At 67.3% G+C, this 23,792-nt stretch carries 20 protein-coding genes and 2 tRNA genes; 16 read left to right on the top strand and 6 right to left on the bottom strand.

The window, feature by feature from the left end; genetic code table 11:
- The first annotated feature begins 36 nt into the window (after nt 1-36).
- Together gltX and JCQ34_RS11395 are read left to right on the top strand one after the other, a co-directional pair.
- On the top strand, nt 37-1,551 hold the full coding sequence (gene gltX / locus JCQ34_RS11400) for a glutamate--tRNA ligase (RefSeq protein ID WP_286397662.1): 1,515 nt from the start codon (nt 37-39) through the stop codon (nt 1,549-1,551).
- Nucleotides 1,551-2,288, top strand: a complete 738-nt coding sequence (locus tag JCQ34_RS11395; RefSeq protein WP_286397660.1) for an HAD family hydrolase — start codon at nt 1,551-1,553, stop codon at nt 2,286-2,288. Before gltX ends, JCQ34_RS11395 begins: the two co-directional genes overlap by 1 nt.
- A gap of 80 nt (nt 2,289-2,368) precedes the next feature.
- Here JCQ34_RS11395 and JCQ34_RS11390 read toward each other — a convergent pair whose 3' ends face one another.
- Nucleotides 2,369-3,931 (bottom strand): hypothetical protein, encoded by a 1,563-nt coding sequence (locus JCQ34_RS11390; protein WP_286397659.1) that lies wholly within the window; start codon nt 3,929-3,931, stop codon nt 2,369-2,371.
- Nucleotides 3,932-4,231: 300 nt separating this feature from the next.
- Between JCQ34_RS11390 and JCQ34_RS11385 the strand changes: the two genes are divergently transcribed.
- The 4 genes from JCQ34_RS11385 to JCQ34_RS11370 all read left to right on the top strand — a co-directional run bounded on the left by JCQ34_RS11385 (nt 4,232) and on the right by JCQ34_RS11370 (nt 8,080).
- Nucleotides 4,232-4,303: transfer RNA gene (locus JCQ34_RS11385), tRNA-Gln, on the top strand.
- A gap of 128 nt (nt 4,304-4,431) precedes the next feature.
- Nucleotides 4,432-4,507: transfer RNA gene (locus JCQ34_RS11380), tRNA-Glu, on the top strand.
- A 190-nt stretch (nt 4,508-4,697) separates the two neighbouring features.
- On the top strand, nt 4,698-6,467 hold the full coding sequence (locus JCQ34_RS11375) for a dynamin family protein (RefSeq protein ID WP_286397657.1): 1,770 nt from the start codon (nt 4,698-4,700) through the stop codon (nt 6,465-6,467).
- The gene (locus JCQ34_RS11370; RefSeq protein ID WP_286397654.1) at nt 6,464-8,080 is read left to right on the top strand and encodes a GTPase; all 1,617 of its coding nucleotides are present in this window, start codon (nt 6,464-6,466) and stop codon (nt 8,078-8,080) included. The genes JCQ34_RS11375 and JCQ34_RS11370 overlap by 4 nt, the downstream gene beginning before the upstream one ends.
- Here JCQ34_RS11370 and JCQ34_RS11365 read toward each other — a convergent pair.
- Together JCQ34_RS11365 and JCQ34_RS11360 are read right to left on the bottom strand one after the other, a co-directional pair.
- Entirely contained in the window at nt 8,077-8,637 is a 561-nt protein-coding gene (locus tag JCQ34_RS11365) for a DUF1697 domain-containing protein (protein ID WP_286397652.1), read from the bottom strand. The genes JCQ34_RS11370 and JCQ34_RS11365 overlap by 4 nt on opposite strands.
- A 43-nt stretch (nt 8,638-8,680) precedes the next feature.
- Complete coding sequence (locus tag JCQ34_RS11360; protein WP_009356552.1) at nt 8,681-9,400, bottom strand: IclR family transcriptional regulator; 720 nt, start codon at nt 9,398-9,400, stop codon at nt 8,681-8,683.
- A 113-nt stretch (nt 9,401-9,513) separates the two neighbouring features.
- On the opposite strand from JCQ34_RS11360, the gene leuC reads away from it, so the two are divergent.
- The 6 genes from leuC to JCQ34_RS11330 all read left to right on the top strand — a co-directional run bounded on the left by leuC (nt 9,514) and on the right by JCQ34_RS11330 (nt 16,027).
- A complete protein-coding gene (gene leuC, locus JCQ34_RS11355) occupies nt 9,514-10,968 on the top strand; it encodes a 3-isopropylmalate dehydratase large subunit (RefSeq protein ID WP_286397650.1) in 1,455 nt (484 codons plus the stop codon).
- 9 nt (nt 10,969-10,977) lie between these two features.
- On the top strand, nt 10,978-11,580 hold the full coding sequence (leuD, locus tag JCQ34_RS11350) for a 3-isopropylmalate dehydratase small subunit (protein ID WP_286397648.1): 603 nt from the start codon (nt 10,978-10,980) through the stop codon (nt 11,578-11,580).
- Between the two features lie 145 nt (nt 11,581-11,725).
- Entirely contained in the window at nt 11,726-13,051 is a 1,326-nt protein-coding gene (murA, locus tag JCQ34_RS11345; RefSeq protein ID WP_056335305.1) for a UDP-N-acetylglucosamine 1-carboxyvinyltransferase, read from the top strand.
- Nucleotides 13,052-13,059: 8 nt separating this feature from the next.
- A complete protein-coding gene (locus JCQ34_RS11340) occupies nt 13,060-13,830 on the top strand; it encodes a lysophospholipid acyltransferase family protein (protein ID WP_286397646.1) in 771 nt (256 codons plus the stop codon).
- Nucleotides 13,827-14,876: an NAD(P)H-dependent glycerol-3-phosphate dehydrogenase gene (locus JCQ34_RS11335; protein WP_286397645.1), complete on the top strand. Its 1,050-nt coding sequence runs from the start codon at nt 13,827-13,829 to the stop codon at nt 14,874-14,876. The genes JCQ34_RS11340 and JCQ34_RS11335 overlap by 4 nt, the downstream gene beginning before the upstream one ends.
- A gap of 2 nt (nt 14,877-14,878) precedes the next feature.
- On the top strand, nt 14,879-16,027 hold the full coding sequence (locus JCQ34_RS11330; protein ID WP_286397643.1) for a D-alanine--D-alanine ligase family protein: 1,149 nt from the start codon (nt 14,879-14,881) through the stop codon (nt 16,025-16,027).
- Nucleotides 16,028-16,165: 138 nt separating this feature from the next.
- Here JCQ34_RS11330 and JCQ34_RS11325 read toward each other — a convergent pair whose 3' ends face one another.
- Nucleotides 16,166-16,669, bottom strand: coding sequence for a DUF3515 domain-containing protein (locus JCQ34_RS11325; protein WP_286397641.1), 504 nt, complete (start codon nt 16,667-16,669; stop codon nt 16,166-16,168).
- Between the two features lie 69 nt (nt 16,670-16,738).
- On the opposite strand from JCQ34_RS11325, the gene thiL reads away from it, so the two are divergent.
- From thiL to rsmD, 4 genes are read left to right on the top strand one after another with little or no spacing between them, the layout of a single operon-like run.
- Nucleotides 16,739-17,785, top strand: coding sequence for a thiamine-phosphate kinase (gene thiL / locus JCQ34_RS11320; protein ID WP_286397639.1), 1,047 nt, complete (start codon nt 16,739-16,741; stop codon nt 17,783-17,785).
- Between the two features lie 22 nt (nt 17,786-17,807).
- Nucleotides 17,808-18,794, top strand: a complete 987-nt coding sequence (locus JCQ34_RS11315; protein WP_286404454.1) for a DAK2 domain-containing protein — start codon at nt 17,808-17,810, stop codon at nt 18,792-18,794.
- A complete protein-coding gene (locus JCQ34_RS11310; RefSeq protein ID WP_286397638.1) occupies nt 18,784-21,051 on the top strand; it encodes an ATP-dependent DNA helicase RecG in 2,268 nt (755 codons plus the stop codon). Before JCQ34_RS11315 ends, JCQ34_RS11310 begins: the two co-directional genes overlap by 11 nt.
- A gap of 42 nt (nt 21,052-21,093) precedes the next feature.
- The gene (rsmD, locus tag JCQ34_RS11305; RefSeq protein ID WP_286397636.1) at nt 21,094-21,753 is read left to right on the top strand and encodes a 16S rRNA (guanine(966)-N(2))-methyltransferase RsmD; all 660 of its coding nucleotides are present in this window, start codon (nt 21,094-21,096) and stop codon (nt 21,751-21,753) included.
- Here rsmD and JCQ34_RS11300 read toward each other — a convergent pair.
- Entirely contained in the window at nt 21,750-22,538 is a 789-nt protein-coding gene (locus JCQ34_RS11300) for a spermidine synthase (RefSeq protein WP_286397634.1), read from the bottom strand. The two genes, rsmD and JCQ34_RS11300, sit on opposite strands and share 4 nt — an antisense overlap.
- On the bottom strand, nt 22,538-23,767 hold the full coding sequence (locus JCQ34_RS11295) for an aminotransferase class I/II-fold pyridoxal phosphate-dependent enzyme (RefSeq protein ID WP_286397632.1): 1,230 nt from the start codon (nt 23,765-23,767) through the stop codon (nt 22,538-22,540). Before JCQ34_RS11295 ends, JCQ34_RS11300 begins: the two co-directional genes overlap by 1 nt.
- Nucleotides 23,768-23,792: the final 25 nt, after the last annotated feature.

Genomic DNA, 23,792 nt, shown 5'->3' with positions numbered 1-23,792 from the left:
GCCGGGCCCGGCCAGGCGGGTAAAGTTGAAGCCACTATGAGTATCGCTTCTTCGTCACCTGCCGCCTCCATTCCGCCCGTCACTGCCGAAACGCCCGTCCGCGTCCGTTTCTGCCCCTCACCCACGGGTACCCCGCACGTCGGACTGATCCGCACGGCCCTGTTCAATTGGGCCTACGCGCGCCACACCAAGGGCACGCTGGTCTTCCGGATTGAGGACACGGACGCGGCACGGGACAGCGAGGAGAGCTACCACCAGCTGCTGGACGCGCTGAAGTGGCTGGGCATCGACTGGGACGAGGGCGTGGAAGTGGGCGGCCCGCACGAGCCCTACCGTCAGTCCCAGCGCGGCGACATCTACCAGGACGTCATCAAGCGGCTGCATGAGGGCGGATTCATCTACGAGTCCTTCTCCACCCCGGAGGAGATCGAGGCACGTCACCGTGCCGCGGGCCGGGACCCGAAGCTTGGCTACGACGGTTTTGACCGGCACCTGACGGAGGAGCAGCTTACCCAGTACCGGGCGGAGGGCCGGCAGGCTGTCCTCCGCCTGCGCATGCCGGACGAGGACATCACCTTCACCGACCTGGTGCGCGGCGAGATCACTTTCAAGGCCGGATCCGTGCCCGACTTCGCGGTGGTCCGGGCCAACGGCGCGCCGCTGTACACCCTGGTCAACCCGGTGGATGACGCCCTGATGGGCATCACCCACGTGCTGCGCGGCGAGGACCTGCTCAGCTCCACGCCCCGCCAGGTGGCCCTGTACCGGGCGCTGTACGCCATTGGCGTGGCCGAGTACATGCCGGAGTTCGGCCACCTGCCCTACGTCATGGGACAGGGCAACAAGAAACTCTCCAAGCGCGATCCAGAGTCCAGCCTCTTCCTGCACCGCGAGCGGGGCTTCATTCCCGAAGGGCTGCTGAACTACCTGTCGCTGCTGGGCTGGTCCCTCAGCGCGGACGAGGACATCTTCACCGTGGAGCAGCTCGTGCAGCACTTCGACATCCACGACGTCCTGGGCAACCCCGCACGCTTCGACCTCAAGAAGGCCGAGGCCATCAACGGCACCCATGTCCGGATGCTCGAGCCCAAGGTGTTCCGCGACCGCGTGGCGCACTACCTGCGCGAGGCGGGCCTGGTGGGGGAGATCCTCACCGACCGCGAGGAAGAGATCCTCACCGAGGCCGCACCGCTGGTCCAGGAGCGCATCACCCTGCTGGGTGAGGCGCCGGAGATGCTGGCGTTCCTGTTCAAGGCGGACGACGCCATCGATATTGCCGATGACGCCCGCAAGGGACTCCCGGCCAACCTTTCCGAGGTGCTGGACGCCGCCATTGCCGCATTGGAGTCGGTTGAGGACTGGACCGCGGAGGACATCCAGGCTGCCCTCAAGCAGGCCCTGGTGGAGGACATGGGGATCAAGCCGCGGCTTGCCTTCGGCCCCGTGCGGACGGCTGTTTCCGGCCGCCGCGTGTCGCCGCCGCTGTTCGAGTCCATGGTGATCCTGGGCAAGGAGTCCTCACTGCGCCGGCTCCGCGCCTTCCGCGGCTGATGGCCGCCCCCAGCCCGGCACGTGCCGCCGCCCTGAATACGCCGTTCGGGGTGGTCCGGGGCGTCCTGTTCGACATCGATGACACCCTGGTGGACCTTGAGTACTCCATGACCACCGCCCTGCGCGAGGTCAGCGAACACCTCCTGCCCGGCCTGGACCAGGCCGGGTGGGAACACTTTGGGCGCATCTTCACGCACGAAACCACGCACTATTACGACCGCTACCTTGCGGGGGAGCTGACGTTCAACGAACAGCGCCTGCTCCGGGGGCGGGCCGCCCTGGGGCACTTCGGTGTGGAACTTGCCGACGGCGAGGAATCACACCGGTGGCTGAGCGCCTATATGGAGAAGCAGCCCGCATACGTCAAACCATTTCCCGACGTGCTGCCCCTGCTGGACATTCTCGACGCCGCGGGCATTCCTTACGGTGCCGTGAGCAACAACGTCCACGACTACCAGCGGGCCAAGCTGGACGGTGCCGGACTGGAGCGGGTCACCCACCTGGTGGGCACCGACACCCTGGGCGTCGCCAAGCCGAATCCGGCAATGTACCTGGAAGGCGTCCGGCTGCTGGGCACTGCCCCCGGCGAGACGCTCTATGTGGGCGACAACCGGCTGCTTGATGCTGAGGGATCCACGGCTGCAGGTTTGGTAGGCGTGTGGCTCAACCGTTCGGGCGAGGTCGTGGAGGACTTCGACGGCGGCATGGTGGCTTCCCTGAATCAGCTGCTGCCATAGGACAGCTGCTGGCATAAACCCGGTCGGCCGCGGCCCTTCGCAAAGGACCGCGGCCATCAGGTCAACTGGTTTGGTGCCCGTCAGGCGGCTTTGAGGCCAACTGCCCGTCGGCGAAGGACCAGGTAGGCGGCGACGGCGGCAGCCACCAGCAGTGCCACGAGCAGCAGCGCGATTGCGGGGCTGTTGAGCCACGACGACGGCGAGACAGCCGCAACCTTCGTGTGCAGTTCCTCGGTTCCGGCAGCGATCCTTGAATTGCCGTCCGCCAGCTTGCCGGCACCCTCGGCCAGTTTGCCTGATCCGTCGTCCAGTTTGCCGTTGCCGTCTGCCAGCTGCCCCGTGCCGTCAGCGAGCTTAGCGGAACCGGACTGCAGCTGGCCTGTGCCCTGGCTTAGGGCTACCGTGCCGTCGGAGAGCGCCTGGGTTCCGGCCAGCAGGCCAGGGTTGGCCGGGTCGCCGTCGCCGTTAACTCCCGCGCTGAGTTTGGTGGTGCCATCTTGCAGGCTGTTCGCTGCGTAGATCAGGCCGGGGCTGTCCGGGTTGCCTGGGACACCGTCCATGCCCACGCGGATCTTTGTGGTGCCCTCCGCCAGCATGGTGGTGCCCAGCACCACGCCTGGATTCTGCGGGTCCGTCGCATTGAGCTTCTCCGCCAGGGTGGCGAAGCCTGCCTTCAACCGGCCTGCGCCGTCGTTCAACTGGCCGGCTCCCGTGTTCAACTTGTCCGTTCCGGCCTTGAGCTGCGCGGCGCCGTCGTTCAGCTTTGCTGCCCCCGCATCGAGCTGCCCTGCCCCTGCGTAGGCCCTCCGCCCGCCGTCGGCCAGCTTGGCAATCTGGTCCTTGATCACCGCAAGCGGCACCAGGCCCTGGGGGCCGTTCGCCGCCGCTTCAAGCTGGTCCAGCCCCTGGCTGAGCGCGGCCAGCCCGTCGCCCTTGGTGGGATCATTGCCCGCACCCGGGTAACCCTTCAGCTGCGCTGTTCCGCTCTTGAGCGCCCCAGTGCCGGCGCTCAGGCTGCCGGCCCCGGCATCCAGTTGTCCGGCTCCCGCTGCGAGCTGGTTGGTGCCGGCAGCCAACTGGCCAGCCCCGTCCGCAAGGTTGTTGGGGGCGTTTCCAGCAGGAGTGGGGGTCAGTGCCGCGGACAGGGCGACGGCGCCCGCCTGGAGCTTCTTGGCGCCGTCGTCCACCTGGTAGACGCCCGGAACAAGCTTGTTCAGGACATCATTCTGCAGCTTGGTGGTGCCTGCGTGCAGCTTGTCCACCCCCGGCGCGAGCTGGTCGCGGACTCCGGTATAGATCTTCCCGGCACCCGTCTGCAGTTCCGCCGCGCCCGCGTTCAATGCGGTGCTGCCGTCCTTTACTTTGACGGCGCCGTCCTTGACCTGCACCGCTCCCTGGTTGGCTGCCCCGGCGCCAGTGGCCAGCTGGCCCGAACCGTCTTTGAGCTGGGCAGCTCCTGCGGCGGCCTGCTCAGCTCCATCCATGAGCTGTGCGGCACCGTTGGAGATCTGGCCTGTGAGATAGGTGTAGAAGGCAAGAAAGAGAACCAACAAGAGGGACAGGACGATGATGGCGGTGGACTGGGAGCGGATTCGAGGTTTGGCTGCTGCGATGGTTGCTGTGCGGGTTGTCAACGCTGACACTTCCTAACTCTCCGCTGGACGGCGCTGCCCGGCGGTGTGAACCGTGGTTGGTAAGGCGTTCCCGTTTTCCTCATGGGTGCCCGGTGGGTAGGGCGGGGAGGTTGTTACCGATGGGTAACTTACTCGAGAGTAACCACAGGGCTGGAGGGACGGCAAGGGTTTTGATGGATTGCTTTGGCCGGGCCACCGGGGGGCGCGGATGCCGATTTGTGCCAGCCGTAAGTCTCGGGTAAAGTAATTTCTCGTGCTGAGGCGCACGGAGCAGGGAAAACGCCCTGAAATCCGGCCCGAAAGTACCATTGGGATATGGTGTAATTGGCAACACTACGGTTTCTGGTACCGTCATTCTAGGTTCGAGTCCTGGTATCCCAGCTCTGATTTGAACGCTGATTTCAGCGGCCAAACAGGAGGTTTCCACTCGGTTCGCCGATTTGAAACCAAAGCAAAGTGTGTGAAATACTCACTGAGCTTGAGCAGCGGAAACGCTGTTGAAAGTACCTGGCCCCATCGTATAGCGGCCTAGTACGCCGCCCTCTCACGGCGGTAACGCGGGTTCGAATCCCGCTGGGGTCACCATCGAAAATGGTCCCGGGCAACAGCCCGGGGCCATTTTTGTTTCCCCCCAGTGCCGGTCACTGGAATCCCCTGTAGATGGACAAGACCCCTCGTCCTTTAGTGGGGAGTTGTCCTTCAGGCGGGGAGTGCAAGACTGTGGGGGACGCGCCGGGGCGACTCCCGGCTGCTCCTCAACTGGCATGATGTTGCTGTGACCTCCCACAACGAGCACCACCGCCCCGCCCAGACGGCACCGCAGGCTGCGGCGGCGGTGACGCTGCTGGAGGAGGTCCGTGACGGCCTGGACGACGTCGCGCTGCCGCTGGCCCTGCCGCGTGCGGAGCAGGCGCGGAGGGAAACGTCTGCTGCAAGAGCGCAACTTGATGACTACGTCCTTCCCCGGTACCGCAGCCTGGACGCCCCGCTGCTCGCCGTCGTCGGCGGTTCCACCGGCGCCGGGAAATCCACGCTGGTGAACGGGCTCGTGGGGCACCCCGTGACCCGCGCAGGCGCCATCCGCCCCACCACCCGCCAGCCCATCCTGCTGCACAATCCCGCTGAGGCGGGCTGGTTTGAAGGCCAGCGCGTCCTGCCGGGACTGAGCCGGATCCGCGGAACCCTGGCGGCCAGCCCCGTACCCACGGTCCGGACCGGCGCGGCAAACACTGCCATCGACTCGCTGGTGCTGCTGGCCGATCCTGCCGTGCCTGCCGGCATCGCCCTCCTTGACGCCCCCGACGTCGACTCCATCTCCGACCAAAACCGCCTGCTGGCAGGGCAGCTCCTGGCCGCGGCGGACCTATGGGTATTTGTCACCACAGCCAACCGGTACGCGGACGCCGTGCCCTGGAAGCTGCTCCTGGACGCCGCTTCCAGGGACATCACCGTTGCGGTGGTGCTGGACCGTGTGCCGCAGGGCGCCGAGGCCGAGGTGAGCCAGGACCTCAGGGGACTTCTCGACCGTGAAGGACTCCCGGCAAGCCGCCTCTTCGTAATCCAGGAAACCGTCCTGGACCAAGGCGGCATGCTGCCTGCGGGAACCGTGGACGAGCTGCGCGGGTGGCTCTCGTCGCTGGCCGCCGACGCCGCTGGCAGGGCCGACGTCGCACGTCGGACCCTGAACGGCGCCGTCCGCGCACTGGCCCAGCGCATCACGGACATCGCGGACGCCGTCCGTGAACAGGAAAGGGCAGCTGTACGGCTCGAAGCGGATGCCGTGGCAGCCTACGGTGACGCGGCCACCCGGATCCTCGATGCCACCAGGGACGGCGCGCTGCTTCGCGGCGAGGTCCTGGCGCGCTGGCAGGACTTTGTGGGCACCGGCGAGTTCTTCCGGACGCTTGAGCAGAACGTGGGGCGGTTCAGGGACCGCCTGGGGGCTTTCTTCCGGGGTGAGCCGGCTCCGGCGGTCCGGGTTGAGGCGGCCATCGAGACCGGGCTGCAGGCAGTGATCGTTGATGAAGCAGCCAACGCTGCGGACGACACCGACCGGCGGTGGCGGTCGGATCCGGCCGGCCGCCAGTTGCTGGGCCTGGACGATTTGTCCGGTACCACGCCGGACTTCGCCGACCGGGCGGCGGCCGAAATCCGGGCCTGGCAGGAAGCATTGATGGAGCTGATCCGCACGGAAGGGCAGGGCAAGCGCACCCAGGCCCGCTGGTTGTCCTTTGGCATCAACGGGCTCGGTGCCTCGCTGATGATCGTGGTGTTCTCCATGACAGCCGGACTGACCGGTCTTGAGATCGGCGTCGCGGGCGGCACCGCCGTCGTGGGCCAGCGCCTGCTGGAGGCCGTTTTCGGCGAGGACGCGGTGCGCCGCATGGCGGACAAGGCCCGCGAGGACCTGGCGGCGCGCTGCCAACAACTGCTGGAGGATGAACAGCAGAAGTTCCTGCAGCGCCTGCCGGACGAAAATTCCGAGCTCGCGCAGCGGCTTGCTGCCCAGGCCGGGGAACTTGCACGGCTTGCGGAGAAGGCGTGAGCCGCCACAGCGGGGCGCGGGGGTCCACGCGGCTGGACGACCGGCTCCAGTCACTCCAGGACGCCCGCGAACTGGGGGAGGGGGTGGTTCCGGACGAGGCGCTGCAGGAAGCATTCGATGTCCTGGAGCGCGCCAGTTCCCGCCGCTCGTTGTCCGCCGACCACACCGTGGTGGGCTTTTTCGGCGCGACAGGCAGCGGTAAGTCCTCCCTGTTCAACGCTGTTAGCGGCGCGGAAGTCGCGACGGCGGCCGCCCGCCGTCCCACGACGTCGGAACCACTGGCAGGTGTCTGGGGGGCGACGGGGAGCGAGGCACTCCTTGACTGGCTGGAGGTGGGAAACCGGCACCAAGCGGCGGCGGTGGACGGCTTCGCCGATGAACAGACCGGGCTGATCCTGCTGGACCTGCCTGACTTTGACTCCACCCGGGCGGCCAACCGCGAGATCGTGCAGCGGATGGTGGGCATGGTGGACGTCCTGGTCTGGGTGCTCGACCCGCAAAAATATGCCGATGCCGCCCTCCACAACGGATTCCTGGCGCCCCTCGCAACCCACGGGGCCGTCACGCTCGTGGTCCTGAACCAGGTGGACCGACTGCCGGCGCATGATGTGCAGCCGGTGCTCGACTCGCTGCACGCGATCCTCGCAGGGGAAGGACTGGGACAGGTGCGGGTGCTTGCCTCGTCGGCCGTCACGGGAGCGGGCATCCCCGAAGTGCGCGCTGCCATCCGCAAGGCCGCCGTCCTACGCCAGGCCCAGTCCCGGCGGTTGGACGCCGATCTGACCAAAGCGGCGGAGGACCTGCGGCGTGCTTCCGGCGAAGGGGAGGCTGCGGGGGTGCGTGCCGCGGCAAAGACGAGGCTGGCTGAGGAACTGGCCCAGGCAGCGAACGTCCCTGCCGTGGTGCGGGCGGTAAGCCAGTCCTACCGTCTGGAGTCCGTGCGCAGGACGGGCTGGCCTGTAACCCGCTGGCTCTCCCGCTTCCGGCCGGACCCGCTGCGGCGGCTCAACCTGCGGAGGGACGCTCCTGCGGAGCTGAACAGGACATCGCTGCCGCCAGCCGGCGCCCCGGAACGGGCCAGGACGGATGCGGCGGTCAGGGAGTTTGCGGATTCGGCCAGTGCGGGAGCGCCGGGACCCTGGCGGGCGGCGATCCGGGCGACGGCAAGGGCCGGAAGGGACAGGCTTCCCGACGCGCTGGACCAGGCCATCGCCGGAACCGATCTCGGAGCCAACCGCAAAGCCTGGTGGTGGGGGCTCTTCAACATCCTGCAGTGGCTGGCGCTGCTGACGGTGCTGGGCGGCCTGGGTTGGCTGGGTGTCCTGGCCGGGCTGGCCTACCTGCAGTTGCCGGTGCCGGAAGTGCCCCGCGTAGAGGGATGGCCGGTGCCCACCCTGATGATCGCGTTCGGCTTGGTGTTGGGGATCTTCCTCGCCATCACCGGCCGCTTTATTGCGGCAGGCGCTGCACGGGCGCGTGCCGCAAGGGCCCGACGGCGGCTCAACAGTGCCGTTGCAGGTGCGGCTCAGGAGCTGGTGGTGGCCCCAGTGGAGGCGGAGATTGCCCGGCTGGCAGCCTTCAACAAGGCGCTGAAGAAGGCAGGGCCAGGCTAGGAGCCTTTTGCCTGCCCGGCGTCGAGGGCGGCCGCGGCATCACGGACCTTTATCAAGGTGCGCAGGTTCCGCGTGGTGGTGGCCGCCTTGAACTTCGCCTTGGAGCTGACCTTGCTGAAGGGGCTGTCAAGGGTTCCGCCCACCGGGGCGAGCCAGGCAAGGGCCTCCGGCCCCAGCCGCTGCTGGTTATGCTTCTCCAGCAACGACCCCGCTGCTTCCAGCTCATCCAGGCTAGGGATGTCCGACGAGATGGTGATGTACGTGTGCGTGGACTTGTCGTCTTCTGGATAGGGACAGGCATCCACCAGTTGGGCCACCCTGCCGGCATCCAGGACCACCACCCATGCGTCGTAGCCGAAGGTGGCACGGAGGCACTTTTCGCATTCCTGCTTGACGGCCGCCGCGTCCAGGTTGCTGGAGAGCACCACGTTTCCACTGGCCAGCAGGGTTTTTGCGTCCGGAAAACCGCAGTTCTTCAGGGCGTCCCGAAGGTCCGCCATCTTGATATTGATTCCGCCCACATTGATGCCGCGGAGGAACACTGCGTAGCTGTCCATGGCCACAGCCTAGCGGCGGGAACGGGCGGGGGAGTGGAAGGTGCTAGTCGTTGTTTTTCCGCAGCGCCTCGGTGAGGATCCGGCCGGCGTTGCACACCACTTCCGCGTGCAGCCGCCCCGGCTGGCGGGTCAGCCGCTCGATGGGGCCGGAAATCGAGACGGCGGCAATCACCCTTCCGGACGGACCGCGGACGGGGGCCGAGACGGAGGCGACCCCGGGCTCGCGTTCGCCAAGGCTTTGTCCCCAGCCCCGACGTCGTACGCCTGCCAGGACGGTGGGCGTGAAGCGCGCCGACTGCAGTCCCTCGAGGAGCCGGTCGTGGTCCTCCCAGGCGAGCAGGACCTGGGCGGCGGAGCCTGCTTTCATGGACAATTGGGTGCCGACGGGGATGGTGTCGCGAAGGCCGATGGGGCGTTCGGCGGAGGCGACGCACACGCGCCAGTCGCCCTGCCGCCGGAAGATCTGGGCGCTTTCACCCGTGGCATCGCGCAGCTGCATCAGCACGGGGCCCGCGGAGGCGATCAGGCGGTCCTCGCCGGCCGCCGAGGCGAGCTCGACAAGCCGGCTGCCAAGGACGAACCGGCCCTGGATGTCGCGGCTGACCAGCCGGTGGTGCACCAGCGCCAATGCGAGGCGGTGGACGGTGGGCCGGGCCAGTCCGGTGGCGGCCACCAGCTGCGCCAGCGTGGTGGGTCCTGCCTCGAGTGCGTCGAGCACCTGGGCCGCTTTATCAATGACACCGACTCCACTAGAATTGTCCATGTAATGATATTGCCGTCTCAATATCTGAGATGCAAATCTTTCGGCTGGCGCAGCGCGGAGCCGTCCTGATTCAGTTGGACTAATCAGCCAAACAGCAGTGAAGGGAGATGGCCATGGCAAAGACATTGGCCGAGAAAGTCTGGGACGCACACGTGGTGCGCAAAGGTGACGGCGAAGGTGCCAACGCCCAGCCCGACCTTCTGTTCATCGACCTCCACCTGGTCCATGAAGTCACGTCCCCGCAGGCGTTTGAAGGCCTGCGGCTGGCCGGCCGCAAACTGCGCCGCCCGGACCTGACCATCGCCACCGAGGACCACAACACCCCCACCCTGGACATCGACAAGCCGATTGCCGATCTCACCAGCCGCACGCAGATCGAGACCCTGCGCCACAACTGCGCGGAGTTCGGTGTCCGGCTGCACAGCCTGGGCGACGCCGAACAGGGCATCGTCCACGTGGTGGGCCCGCAGCTGGGCCTCACACAGCCGGGCATGACCGTCGTCTGCGGCGACTCCCACACCTCCACCCACGGCGCCTTCGGTGCCCTGGCCATGGGCATTGGCACCTCCGAGGTGGAGCATGTCATGGCCACCCAGACCCTGTCGCTGAAGCCGTTCAAGACCATGGCCATCAATGTTGAAGGGACGCTGCGTCCCGGTGTCACGGCCAAGGACATTATCCTGGCCGTCATTGCGAAGATCGGCACGGGCGGCGGGCAGGGCTACGTCCTGGAATACCGCGGCTCCGCCATCCGCGCCCTGTCCATGGAAGCGCGGATGACCATCTGCAACATGTCCATCGAGGCCGGCGCCCGGGCCGGCATGGTGGCCCCGGATGAAACCACGTATACCTACATGCTGGGCCGCCCGCACGCGCCGGAAGGCGCTGAGTGGGATGCCGCCGTCGAATACTGGAACACGTTGAAGACCGACGACGACGCCACCTTCGACGTCGAGGTGGACCTGGACGCCGACACGCTGGAGCCGTTCGTCACCTGGGGCACCAACCCCGGGCAGGGCGTCTCCCTGTCCCAGGCCGTACCAAACCCGGCAGATTTCGGTGATGAAAATGCCAAGGCGGCCGCCGAACGCGCCCTGCAGTACATGGGCCTGGAAGCCGGGACCCCCATGAAGGACATCCGCGTGGACACCGTCTTCCTGGGCTCCTGCACCAACTCGCGCATCGAGGACCTGCGCGCCGCGGCGGACATCATCCGCGGCCGCGAAAAGGACCCGAAGGTCCGGATGCTGGTGGTTCCGGGTTCGGCCCGTGTCCGGCTCGAAGCCGAGGCCGAGGGCCTGGACCGGGTGTTCAAGGACTTCGGCGCCGAATGGCGGTTTGCCGGCTGCTCCATGTGCCTGGGCATGAACCCGGACCAGCTGGAGCCGGGGGAGCGGTGCGCCTCCACGTCCAACCGCAACTTTGAAGGGCGCCAGGGCAAGGGCGGCCGCACGCACCTGGTCTCCCCGGTGGTGGCGGCGGCCACGGCGGTGCGCGGCACGCTCAGCTCGCCGTCGGACCTTGAACCGGCTCCCGAACCCGCCGCCATCCGCATCGACGCAGCCTAGGACAACACCATGGAAAAGTTCACCAAGCACACCGGCATCGGCGTCCCGCTGCGCCAGAGCAATGTTGACACCGACCAGATCATCCCGGCGGTGTACCTCAAACGCATCACCCGCACCGGCTTCGAAGACGCCCTGTTCTCCGCCTGGCGCAAGGACCCCTCCTTCATCCTGAACCAGGAGCCGTACAACGCCGGTTCAGTACTGGTGGCCGGCCCGGACTTCGGTACCGGTTCCTCCCGCGAGCACGCGGTGTGGGCGCTGAAGGACTACGGCTTCAAGGCTGTCCTGTCCTCCCGCTTCGCCGACATCTTCCGCGGCAACTCGGGCAAGGAGGGCCTGCTGGCCGCCCAGGTGGCCCAGGACGACATCGAGCTCATCTGGAAGGAGCTCGAGAACGCCCCGGGCACCCAGGTGACGGTGGACCTCGAGTCAAAGACCGTGGTGTGCGGCAACATCGTGGCACCCTTCGAGATTGACGACTACACCCGCTGGCGGCTCCTGGAAGGCCTGGACGACATTGGACTGACCCTCCAGCACGAGGCCGACATCACCGCGTACGAGGCGACCCGCCCGGCCTTCAAGCCCAAGACCCTGCCGGCAAAGCTTTCCTAGCCGCCTGGCAGCTGCGTGGCGGGATGCGTCCCGCCACGCCCCGCCGCCGGTGCCCCCTTATTTCGGTTCGGTAACGCGACCTCCTATGCTTGGTTGGAGCCTTTGCAAGGTATTTGGGGGCTAGTGATCGTGAGGAAACCGGTATATGAGTAGTGTTCTGACAATCCGCGGCGGTGTCCCGCTTACAGGCCGCGTCAGCGTCCGTGGGGCAAAGAATCTTGTCCCCAAGGCAATGGTGGCGGCGTTGCTGGGCAACGAACCCTCGGTTTTGCGGAACGTGCCGGAAATCAAGGACGTGGAGGTGGTCACCTCCCTGCTGCAGCTACACGGCGTGACCGTGGAGAAGGATCCGGTCAACGGAGATCTCACCCTCGACCCCAAGGCGGCCAAGACGGCGCCCAGCACGGCCATCGACGCGCACGCCGGAGACTCCCGAATTCCCATCCTGCTGTGCGGGCCGCTGATCCACGCCATCGGTGAGGCCTTCATCCCGGACCTGGGCGGCTGCAAGATCGGCGACCGCCCCATCGACTACCACTTGGACGTCCTGCGCCAGTTCGGCGCCGTGGTGGAGAAACGCCCCGGCGGCATCCACATCTCCGCGCCCAAGGGACTGCACGGGGCCAAGATCTCGCTGCCGTACCCGTCCGTGGGCGCAACCGAGCAGGTCCTGCTGAGCGCCACCCGCGCCGAGGGCATCACCGAACTTTCCGGCGCAGCCACCGAGCCGGAAATCGTTGACCTCATCGCGGTGCTGCAGAAGATGGGCGCCATCATCAGCGTCCAGACGGACCGCACCATCCGCATCGAGGGCGTCCGCGACCTGGGCGGCTACAACCACCGGGCGCTGTCGGACCGCAACGAGTCGGCATCCTGGGCTTCAGCTGCTCTCGTGACCCGCGGCGACATCTTCGTCGAGGGCGCGTCCCAGCGCGACATGATGACGTTCCTGAACACCTACCGCAAGGTGGGCGGCGGAATGGATATCGGCGAGGACGGCATCCGGTTCTACCACAAGGGCGGAAAGCTCAATCCGTTGGTGCTTGAAACGGACGTCCACCCAGGCTTCATGACCGACTGGCAGCAGCCGCTCGTCGTGGCGCTCACCCAGGCCGAGGGCGTCTCGATCGTTCACGAAACCGTGTACGAGAACCGCTTCGGCTTCACAGACGCCCTGATCCGCATGGGCGCCAGCATCCAGGTCCACCGCGAATGCCTGGGCAGCGTCCCGTGCCGGTTCGGACAGCGTAACTTCCTGCACTCAGCCGTCATTTCGGGCCCCACCCAGCTCAAGGGCACCGACATCGATGTTCCGGACCTACGCGGCGGCTTCAGCCACCTCATTGCCGCCCTGGCCGCCACGGGAACCTCCCGGGTCACCGGAATCGACATCATCAACCGCGGTTACGAGCGCTTCACCGAAAAGCTTGCCGGACTCGGTGCCGATTTCGACATCACCACCACGAAGTAGAGCGGACTGTGAAGGAATCTGCCAAGAGCAGGGCCACATTTGTGTTCATTGCCGGCATCGCCCGGCCGCTGCTGAACCTCATGATGTCCAAGACGTGGGAAGGCACCGAAAAACTTCCCGCCAGCGGCTTCATCGCCGCCCCCAACCACTGCACCGAGATCGACCCCCTGGTGGTGGGCCACATGCTCTACAACCAGAAGCGGGCGCCGCACTTCCTGGCCAAGGCCTCGCTGTTCAAAGTCCCCGGCCTGGGCCCGCTCCTGACGGCCACCAAGCAGGTGCCGGTGGAGCGTTCGACGGCGGGAGCGAACCGCTCGCTGCAGGTGGCGCAGGAGATCGTGGCTGAGGGCGGGGCCATCATCATCTACCCTGAGGGCACGCTGACGCGCGACCCGGACCTGTGGCCGATGAAGGGGCACACGGGCGCAGCCCGACTGGCCCTTGAAGGCGGAATTCCGGTAGTGCCCATCGCCCACTGGGGCGCGCATGAAGTCTTCCCCAGGTACGGCAAGACATTCCACCTGTTCCCGCGTAAGCGCTCCCGCGTGGTGGTGGGAGATCCGGTGGACCTCAGCGCTTTCAGCGGCCGTCCCCTGGACAAGGCAACGCTGACGGAAGCCACCGACGTGATCATGGACGCCATCACCACACTTCTGGCCGGCCTGCGCGGCGAGCAGCCGCCGGCCCAACGCTGGGACCCGGCCAAGCAGCAGCAATCCAAGCACGGACGGTTCGTCGAACGCGGACAGCAGCCCGGGACAGGAACGGACGCTCCGTGACCGCTGACGCAAAGCCGGGAGCAGCCCGCACCGTGGCTGTCCTCGGGGCAGGGTCCTGGGGGACCACGTTCGCTAAAATCCTCGCGGACGCAGCCATCGCCAGGGGCACGCCGCGTGCCATCAAGCTGTGGGGCAGGCGCGCCGAAGTGGTGGAGGAGATTAACACCAGCCACCGCAACAGCGACTACCTCAAGGACATCGTCCTGCCGGAGAGCATCACAGCGTCCACCGACATCCGCCAGGTGTTGGCCGGAGCCGAACTTGTGGTGGTTGCCGTTCCGGCCCAGTCCCTGCGCCCGCAACTGCGGGAGTGGAAGGACATGATCGCCCCCGGGGCCGTCGTAGTATCCCTCATGAAGGGCCTGGAGCTCGGAACCGATGCCCGGATGAGCGAGGTTATCAGCCAGGAACTGGGCCTCCCGCCGGAACGCATCGCCGTCGTTTCCGGGCCCAACCTCGCCATGGAGATTGCCCGCGAGGAGCCTACGGCGTCCGTCGTGGCCTGCACGGACTCCGCCACGGCAGGCTGGCTTGCCAGGACGTGCACCGCCCCCTACTTCCGGCCGTACACCACCACGGACGTCGTCGGCGTCGAAATCGGCGGCATCGTCAAGAACGTGATCGCGCTGGCCGTGGGAATCTGTGAGGGCAAGGAGATGGGGGACAACACCAAGGCCTCGGTGATCACCCGGGGGCTCGCGGAAACGTCACGCCTCGCGCTGGCGCTGGGCGGCGAGGCCAAGACCATGGCCGGGCTCGCCGGGCTGGGCGATCTCGTGGCGACCTGTTCGTCCGCGCTGTCCCGGAACCATACCGCCGGCAGGCTGCTGGGCCAGGGCCTGACGCTGGAGGAGGTGGGCCGCAAGATGACCCAGACCGCCGAAGGCATCAAGTCAGGCCAGGCCGTCCATGAACTCGCCGGCAAGCTCGGCGTCGAAATGCCCATTACTGCCGCCGTTGTGGCGGTGCTGGCAGGCAAGCTGTCCGTTGACCAACTGGGGCCGGTTCTGCTGTCCCGGGAATTGAAACCTGAAGGCGATTACTGACCATGTCCCAAGACACAAACACCCACGGGGAAACCGCCTCCAGCCGGAAACCGCGCGTTGCCGTGCTCTTCGGCGGACGATCCAGCGAGCATGCCGTAAGCTGCGTTACCGCCGCCGGTGTCCTGGGCGCGATCAACAAGGACAAGTACGACGTGATCCCCATCGGGATCGCCAAGACCGGCCAGTGGGTCCTTGCCCCGGCGGAAACGGCCCAGTGGTCCCTCGCGGCATCATCCCTCCCGGAGGTCGTGCCGTCGTCGGACACCGTCACCCTGGCCGAGATCGGCGGGGAACACCAGCTGATCGTGGCGTCGCCCAACCAGGTCCCGCAGGAACTGGGCGCCGTGGACGTGGTTTTCCCGCTGCTGCACGGCCCGTTCGGCGAGGACGGCACCATCCAGGGGCTCCTGGAGCTGTCAGATACCCGGTACGTTGGCGCGGGCGTCCTGGCCTCCGCCGTCGGCATGGACAAGCACTACATGAAGGTTGTTTTCGAAGCTGCCGGGCTCCGCGTGGGCCCCTACGTCGCAGTGACGGACAGGCAGTGGCGCCGGGATCCCGAATCCGTCCGCAAGCAGGTGGACCGGCTCGGGTTCCCCGTATTCGTCAAGCCGGCCCGTGCGGGCTCGTCCATGGGCATCTCGAAGGTGGACTCCCTCGAGGAACTGGATGCCGCCATCGAAGAAGCCCGCCGCCACGACCTCAAACTCGTGATCGAAGCCGGGATCGTGGGACGGGAGATCGAATGCGCGGTCCTGGAAGGCAGGGGCACCGACGCGCCGCGGACATCCATGCCGGGGGAAATCGAGGTGTCCGGCGGAACCCACGAGTTTTACGACTTCAATGCCAAGTACGTCGAGGATGATGCCGCGGCGCTGAGCTGCCCAGCGGACATCCCGGCAGAGGCTATCTCCCGGGTCCGCGAACTGGCGGCCACCGCGTTCGACGCCGTGGGAGCCGAGGGCCTGAGCCGCGTGGACTTCTTCTACACGCCCGACGGCGAGTTGATCATCAACGAGATCAACACGATGCCCGGCTTCACGCCCAAGAGCATGTACCCGCAGATGTGGGCAGCCTCCGGCTTGGAATACGCCGACCTGATCGATGAGCTTATCTACTTGGCGCTGAACCGCAAGACTGGCCTCCGCTAGGCCCCACCGGCACCCTAACCTCGCTTCGCTTCGGTCAGGGAACCCTGCCGGCGTGGGCCCACCCACCGGCACCCTAACCTCGCTTCGCTTCGGTCAGGGAACCCTGCCGGCGTGGGCCCACCCACCGGCGGGGGCTGGCTACTGGCTCTTCGGCAGGTTCTGCAGGTCCTCCTGGCCCACGCAGTTCCGGACGGACGGGACCTTCGCGGCTGCTGCTGCAAGGTCCGCCAGCACCGTTGCGGAGCTGATCTTGTCCGGGTCCATCAGGATTTCCGTGGCCGGTTCGCGGCCGTAGGTGGTCAGCGTCCACACCGGGTCGCCTTCCTTGATGACCCAGTCGACGCCGTTGACGGTGACGCACCGGTCGGTGGTGGGCCCTGGAACGTTGACGCCGCAGCGGAGGATGACCAGCGAGGGATCGCCCCACGCCGCGGTGGCCTGGCTGTTGGTCTTCCGCAGCTTTGAATCGCCAATGGAATCGGGCAGCGCCAGCATCATCGGCGCACATGCCGGGTTGGCGGCGTCCTTGGCGGCAGTGACGTCCACCGCGGGAGAGCAGGCTGTCAGGGAAAGAGCGGCGACCGCCCCCACCACCGCCATCCTGGCGGCGCGGGCGGACAGGGGCAGGTGGGGCTGGTGCATGCTTCCAGCCTATCGCCGCCGCCGTCCCCGCCAGGACACAATGTCAGTCCGGCGCGGTAGCGTAGGGGCGTGCCTGAAGACCTCCGTAGCCGCGTTGACCGCCAGCCCTCCGTCGCCGGCCTTTCCGAAGCCGACCTGCTGGCCCGGATCTTTCCGCGCCTTCAAATGGAGGCCGGACACACCGCCAGCACGCTGCTGGGCCCCGGGGATGACGCCGCCGTCGTCGCCGCCCCGGACGGGAAGACGGTTATCAGCATCGACACCCAGGTCCAAGACCAGGATTTCCGGCTCCTGTGGCCCAACGGCTACCGCACCACCGGGTTCGACGTCGGCTGGAAAGCTGCCGCGCAGAACCTCAGCGATATCAATGCCATGGGAGCCCAGGCCACGTCCATGGTGGTCAGCCTCACCCTTCCCGTTGACACGCCCGTGAGCTGGGTGGAGGACCTGGCAGACGGCCTCACAGCCGGCATCCGGGAGCTCGGGGCAGTCCGCTGTTCCGTGGCCGGCGGGGACCTGGGCCGTGGCCGGGAAATTTCGGTGACGGTGGCCGTGTTGGGAACGCTCGACGGCGGGCGGCCGGTCCTCCGCTCCGGCGCCCGCGCGGGGGACATCCTGGCGCTGGCCGGCACAGTGGGCCATGCAGCGGCCGGCCTCGCCCTGCTTGAAGCGGATGTCCCCGCGGACACCCTGGGTCCCGCCGAGCGTGTCTTCCTGGACCTGCAGTGCCGCCCGCGTCCGCCGCTGGGGGCGGGTCCGGCGGCCCGGGCCGCAGGGGCCACGGCAATGCTCGACATCTCGGACGGCCTCCTCCGGGACGGCAGGAGGCTGGCTGCCGCCAGCAATGTCGCCATCGCCCTCGACCCTGCCCGCCTGGCCGAACTCGCGGAGGTCCTGGCCCCTGCTGCCGTCCTTCTGGGTGTCGATCCTGCGCAGTGGGTGCTGGGCGGCGGTGAGGACCACGGGCTGCTGGCCACATTCCCTGACGATGTTCAGCTGCCACCCGGATTCACTGCGCTAGGCTCGATACATGCACTCGGTACCGACGATGGCCCGGGCGTCCTGACAGCGGGCCGGGCCGCGGACACCGGGGGATGGGATCACTTTGCACACTAAGGTTGCCGCCAACGCGCTGGCGATGAAGAGGTGGCTGGGCAAGGCTGAAACTGCCCTGGGCAACCACAGCGACCGCCTGAACGCCATTAACATCTTCCCGGTAGCCGACGGTGATACGGGTACCAACCTGTATCTCACCGTCCGCGCGGCGGCCCGTTCCCTGGTGCTTGGCGAAGACCAGCCCGCCCCGGTCGACGTCGGGGAAGTCCTGGCCACCGCCGGGCAGGCAGCCATGGAGGAGGCGCGCGGAAACTCCGGAACGCTTTTCTCGGTGTTCCTTTGCGCTGCGGCCGAGCCGTTGGCCGGACACACCCGGATGACGTCCACTCTCCTCGCGGCGGCCCTCAACCGTGCCCAGATCCGCGCATGGTCCGCCTTGAGCGACCCCGTTCCTGGAACCATGCTGTCCGTCATGGAAGCGGCGGCCCGCGCGGCAGCCGCCGTCGACGCGGGCCAGGACGGCGATGACAGCAACCATGCCTTGGGGCTCACCCTCGACGCCGCCGTGGAGGGAGCGCTGGCCGCGGTGGTCCACACCGAGGAGCAGCTCGATGCGCTGCAGACCGCCAGGGTGGTGGACGCCGGCGGCGTGGGCATGCTGCTGATCCTCGACTGCCTCCGTTCCGCCGTCATGGGCCAGGAGTTGCAGGACGAGCTCCTCGACGGGCTGCATGGGTACGACGTTTCAGATCCCCACATCCACGCGTCAATGCCGGACGACGACGGCGTGGAAGTCATGTGCACCATCACCCTCTCACCCCTGAACGCGGCCACTCTTCGGCAGCGGCTCGACGAGATCGGCGAGTCCGTGATCATGAGCCAGGTGGGCAGCGGCCCGGACCCGGACGGCAACTACCGGTGGCGGGTCCACGTGCACGTCCCGGACCCGGACCCCGCAGTGGCCATCATCAGGTCCCTCGGCGAGCCGTCCCAGATCAGCATCAGTGAACTGGCGCTTCCCCGGGACCCGGCCGTGGATGCGGTGAATACCGGCGGGCATGAACGCTGAGCTGGACCTGGCCCTTGAACGGCGGATTGGAAAAAGGTCCGCCGCGGTCATCGAGAAACACCTCGGCATCACCAGCGTTGAGGGGCTCCTGAACTACTACCCCCGCCGCTACATGAGCCGCGGCGAGCTGACTCCCATCGCGGAGCTTCCGCTCGACGAGGACGTGACGCTCATAGCCCGGGTCCTTTCCAGCAGCACCCGGCAGATGCAGGCACGCCGCGGGACCATCACCGACGTCATCGTGTCGGACGACGACGGGAAGCAGGGGCTGCGCCTGGTCGGCGGCCGGGATTACACCGGCAAAGTTCCGGGCACCCTGAAAATCAGCTTCTTCAACGGGTTCAAGGCGAAGAACGAGCTCCTGCAGGGACGCCGCGCCTTGTTCTCGGGCAGGGTGACCAGTTTCAAGGGGAAGCTGGGCCTTACCAACCCCGACTTCCAGCTCCTGGACGAAGATCCGTTCAGCGACGCCGGACAAGACCCGGAGAAACTTGCCGCCATGCCAATACCGGTCTATCCGGCCACTGCCAAGCTGCCCAGCTGGAAGATCCAGAAGGTGATCGCCACGCTGCTCGAAACCTCCGACCTTGGCTCGCTGCCCGATCCGGTCCCGCAGGAGGTCGCAGCGAGGGAAGGCTTCCTTCCCGTAGCGGACGCCTACCGGCTCATCCATGCGCCTGAAACAGCCGCCGACTGGAAACGCGCCAGGGACAGGCTCCGCTACCAGGAAGCCCTGGTGCTGCAGTCCGCGCTGGCCCGCCGCCGTGCCCAACTCGCCGCCGAGGAAGCCACCGCACGACGCCCTGTCAACGAAGGGATCCTGTCCGCGTTCGACCAAAACCTGCCGTTCACCCTCACAGCCGGCCAGGCCGCCGTCGGGAAGACCCTGGCAACGGAACTTGCGCAGGACGCGCCCATGAACCGCCTGCTGCAGGGCGAGGTAGGCTCCGGCAAGACTGTCGTGGCGCTGCGGGCCATGCTCCAGGTGGTGGACGCCGGGGGACAGGCCGCGCTGCTGGCCCCCACCGAAGTGCTGGCCGCCCAGCACTACGACTCCATCCGCCGCACCCTGGGGCCGCTGTCCAGCGATGGGCTCCTGGGCGGACTGGCCGGTGGCGGGTCTTCCGTCCAGGTCACGCTGCTGACCGGATCCATGCCCACTGCGGCCCGGAAACAGGCGTTGCTGGATGCGGCATCCGGCACGGCGGGGATCATCATCGGCACGCACGCCCTGCTCAGCGACAACGTATCCTTCTACGACCTCGGCCTGATCGTGGTGGACGAACAGCACCGCTTCGGCGTTGAACAGCGCGACGCCCTCCGGGCCAAGGCCCGGAAGCCGCCGCACCTGCTGGTCATGACCGCCACGCCCATTCCCCGGACCGTGGCCATGACCGTGTTTGGCGACCTGGAAACCTCCACCCTCGATGAACTGCCCAAGGGCAGGGCCCCGATCAGCACCCACCTCGTGGGCCTCGCGGAGAACCCGGCCTGGGCGGCACGGATCTGGGCCCGCGCCCGGGAGGAGATCGACGCCGGCCACCAGGTGTATGTCGTGTGTCCCAAGATTGGAACGGACGACGACGGCGACTTCAGTCCAGGGGAGGCCGCGCCGCCGCGCGTGGAGGCGGAGGAAGGCCGGGAGCTGGCGTCGGTCACCGGCGTCGTGGATTACCTGCTGGCCGAACCCTCGCTGGGAGGGGTTGCCCTGGCCCCGCTCCACGGACGCCAGGATCCGGAGCTGAAAACGGACACCATGGCCGGGTTCACTGCCAACCGCATCAAGCTGCTGGTCTCCACCACGGTGATCGAGGTGGGCGTGGACGTGCACAACGCCACCCTGATGGTCATCCTGGACGCCGACAGGTTCGGGATTTCACAGCTGCACCAGCTCCGAGGCCGGGTTGGCCGCGGCGGCCTGCCCGGTACCTGCCTGCTGGTCACTGCCCTGGAACCCGGCCACCCCAGCAGGCGGCGCCTGGAAGCCGTTGCCGCCACCACAGACGGCTTTGTCCTGTCACAGGAGGACCTCAAGCTCCGGCGTGAAGGCGACATCCTGGGTGCTTCCCAGTCCGGCGGACGGTCAACATTGAAGCTGCTGCGGGTCCTCGACCATGAAGACGTCATTGCCCGGGCCAGGGAAGACGCCCAGGCCATCGTCGGCCGCGATCCGCTGCTGTCCGGCCACCCCGAACTTGCCGATGCCATCGAAAAGTACCTCAACCCCGAGAAGGAGGCGTTCCTTGAACGCGGTTAGCAACCAAAGCCTGCAGGGCGCCGGCGGATCGTGGTGGGCGCGGTGACCCGGATCATCGCCGGTGCCGCAGGGGGCACTCCGCTGACAGCGGTCCCGGGATCCCTGACCAGGCCCACCACGGACCGGGTCAAGGAAGCGCTGTTTTCCCGCCTGGATGCCTTCGACGTGATCGCGGGAGCCCGCGTGCTGGACCTGTACGCCGGCTCCGGTGCCCTGGGCGTGGAAAGCGGCAGCAGGGGAGCGCGGACCGTGGAGCTGGTGGAATCCGATGCCAGGGCCAGCGCCGTGTGCCAGCGCAATGCGGACCTCATCAACGGTGTGCTGGGCCGCAAAGCGGTCACCGTGCACCGCACCAAAGCCGATCCTTTCCTGGACCGCGCCGCAGAAGACGCGGCGTGGGACCTGGTATTCCTTGATCCGCCGTACCCGCTGGAGGAGGCCGGGCTGTCCGCGGTGCTCGGGAAACTTGCCGCGCACCTGGCCCCAGGGGCCGTTGTGGTGGTGGAACGCTCCTCCCGTTCCCCCGAACCGGGGTGGCCGGAGAGCCTGACCAGGTTCGCCGAGAAGAAGTACGGGGAGACGCGGCTATGGTACGCGGAGCCGTTCGTGCCCGACGCCATCGCTTCGGACGACGTGCCTGACGGCGCAGGGGCTGAAGATGCCGTGCCGGGTGCGGAAGGGCCGGGTTCCCTGCGGGGCTAGCCGGAGAAGGGGTCCAGGTCTACTCCCGCCAGGACCCGCGCTGGGTGCGGACCCCGCGCGGTCAGTTCGGCTGTCCAGGCTTCCGGCCAGGGGCCCTGGGTCCCTGCCAGGATGATGTTGCCCGGGTACCGGCCCTCGAACATTCCCGCTTCCGCGAAGGCGCCAACATCGCCCATGGCTTCGCGCATCGCGGCCACCTGGCTCCTGACCAGTGTGAGGGCCGCTTCGTCGCCGACGTTGACGATCAGCAGTCCATCGGGGCGCAAGCGTTCCCGGGCTTCCCGGTAGAAGCCGCTCGTAGCGATGTGCGCCGGGGCTTCCGGACCGGAAAAGATATCCAGGATCAGGACGTCGAACGTGAGGTCCGGGGCAAGCGTGCCGAGTGCCTCGCGGGCGTCGCCGATGATCGTGGTGAGGTCCGTTCCCTCAGGTATGGGAAGGTGCCGGAGGACAAAGTCGAGCAGTTCGCGTTCCAGCTCCACCGCGTACTGGATGGAACCGGGACGGGTGGCCTGGATGTACCGTGCCAGGGTCAGTGCGCCTGCTCCGAGGTGCAGGGCCCTGATGGGTTCTCCGGGCGGTGCTGCGAGATCCACCAGATGCCCGATCCTGCGTAGGTACTCGTAAAAAATCTCCGAGGGGCGGTCCAGGTTCACATGGGACTGTTCGGCTCCGCCGATAGTGAGCACAAAACTGCCATCGGTGAATGCGTCAGGCTCGATTGTGGCATGCTGGCCTGTTGTCCGGAGGAACCGGCTGGCGGCCTTGCCGCTCCCGCCGGACATCAGAGCCTGCCGCGCAGTGTTGCCAGCCGCGCGGCAGCCTCCTCAAGGACTTCCGTCTTCTTGCAGAAGGCAAACCGGAGCAGGCTTCGCGTACGTTCGGCTCCCTCCGGATGGCAGAACACCGGAACGGGGATGGCGGCCACCCCCACCAGCGCAGGCAGCCGCCGGGCGAGGTCCAGCGCGTCGGTGATGCCCAGCGGTGCCGTGTCCACATTGACGAAGTAGGTTCCTTTTGGGGTGAAGACGTCAAAGCCCGCGGCCCGGAGTCCGGCGCTGAGGATGTCGCGCTTCTGTTCCAGCGCGGCTGCGATGCCGGTGTAGAAGTCGTCCGGCAGGGCCAGCCCTGTGGCGATCGCAGCCTGGAAGGGAGTTCCCGAACTGTAGGTGAGGAACTGCTTCACCGTGCGGACGGCCGCGACCAGGTCCTCGGGGCCGCTCAACCAGCCGATTTTCCAACCGGTCAGGGAGAAGGTCTTGCCGGCGGAGGAAATGGTGATGGTCCGGCCGGCGGCCCCCGGTAGTGTCGCCACCGGGGTATGGCGGACGCCGAACGTGAGGTGTTCGTACACCTCGTCGGTGATGATGATGCTGTCGTGCTTTTCCGCAAGGTCCACCACGCGCTGCAGGATCTCCGGAGGAAACATGGCGCCCGTGGGATTGTGCGGATTGTTCAGCAGGACCACCCGCGTCCGCTCGTTGAAGGCAGCCTCGAGTGCCGCGGGGTCGGGCAGGAAGTCCGGGGCGGCCAGGGGCACGGTGGTGTGTGTGGCGCCCGAGAGGCCGATGACGGCGCCGTAGGAGTCGTAGAACGGCTCGAAGGTCAGGACCTCGTCCCCTGGCCCGGCAAATGCCAGGAGGGAGGCGGCGATCCCTTCGGTGGCCCCGGTGGTGATGATGACTTCGGTTGCGGGGTCCGGTGCCAGCCCATAGAAGCGTTCCTGGTGCGCGGCTACCGCCTCCCGGAGTTGGGGCAGTCCCTTGCCGGGCGCGTACTGGTTGGCCCCTGCAGCGATGGCTGCGCGGGCGGCCTCCCTAATCTCCGCCGGCCCGTCCTCATCAGGGAAACCCTGTCCCAGGTTGATGGCGCCGGTCTGGACGGCCAGGGTGGTCATCTCCTCGAAGATGGTGACACCCAGGCCGCCGTCCGGAGCGAGGAGGTTGGCTCCGAGCGCGGTCCGCTGCCAGGGAGCAGGTGCCAGGGGGGTGGAAAGTTCCCGTGGTGGATGCATCCAGTCATGTTATCCCGGCCTTCCC

It is taken from the genome of Pseudarthrobacter defluvii, assembly GCF_030323865.1.
GTDB lineage: Bacteria > Actinomycetota > Actinomycetes > Actinomycetales > Micrococcaceae > Arthrobacter > Arthrobacter sedimenti.
Note: the sequence above shows the minus strand (reverse complement) of the source record. Positions and strands in the feature narration are given on the sequence as shown.

Coding starts and splice junctions, on each gene's coding strand:
- JCQ34_RS11395 (WP_286397660.1), top strand. CDS start 1,551: ATGGCCGCCCCCAGCCCGGCACGTGCCGCCGCCCTGAATACGCCGTTC.
- JCQ34_RS11365 (WP_286397652.1), bottom strand. CDS start 8,637: ATGGACAGCTACGCAGTGTTCCTCCGCGGCATCAATGTGGGCGGAATC.
- JCQ34_RS11360 (WP_009356552.1), bottom strand. CDS start 9,400: ATGGACAATTCTAGTGGAGTCGGTGTCATTGATAAAGCGGCCCAGGTG.
- JCQ34_RS11325 (WP_286397641.1), bottom strand. CDS start 16,669: ATGCACCAGCCCCACCTGCCCCTGTCCGCCCGCGCCGCCAGGATGGCG.
- JCQ34_RS11295 (WP_286397632.1), bottom strand. CDS start 23,767: ATGCATCCACCACGGGAACTTTCCACCCCCCTGGCACCTGCTCCCTGG.
- JCQ34_RS11315 (WP_286404454.1), top strand. CDS start 17,808: ATGAAGAGGTGGCTGGGCAAGGCTGAAACTGCCCTGGGCAACCACAGC.
- JCQ34_RS11330 (WP_286397643.1), top strand. CDS start 14,879: ATGTCCCAAGACACAAACACCCACGGGGAAACCGCCTCCAGCCGGAAA.
- murA (WP_056335305.1), top strand. CDS start 11,726: ATGAGTAGTGTTCTGACAATCCGCGGCGGTGTCCCGCTTACAGGCCGC.
- leuC (WP_286397650.1), top strand. CDS start 9,514: ATGGCAAAGACATTGGCCGAGAAAGTCTGGGACGCACACGTGGTGCGC.
- JCQ34_RS11300 (WP_286397634.1), bottom strand. CDS start 22,538: ATGTCCGGCGGGAGCGGCAAGGCCGCCAGCCGGTTCCTCCGGACAACA.
- gltX (WP_286397662.1), top strand. CDS start 37: ATGAGTATCGCTTCTTCGTCACCTGCCGCCTCCATTCCGCCCGTCACT.
- leuD (WP_286397648.1), top strand. CDS start 10,978: ATGGAAAAGTTCACCAAGCACACCGGCATCGGCGTCCCGCTGCGCCAG.
- JCQ34_RS11310 (WP_286397638.1), top strand. CDS start 18,784: ATGAACGCTGAGCTGGACCTGGCCCTTGAACGGCGGATTGGAAAAAGG.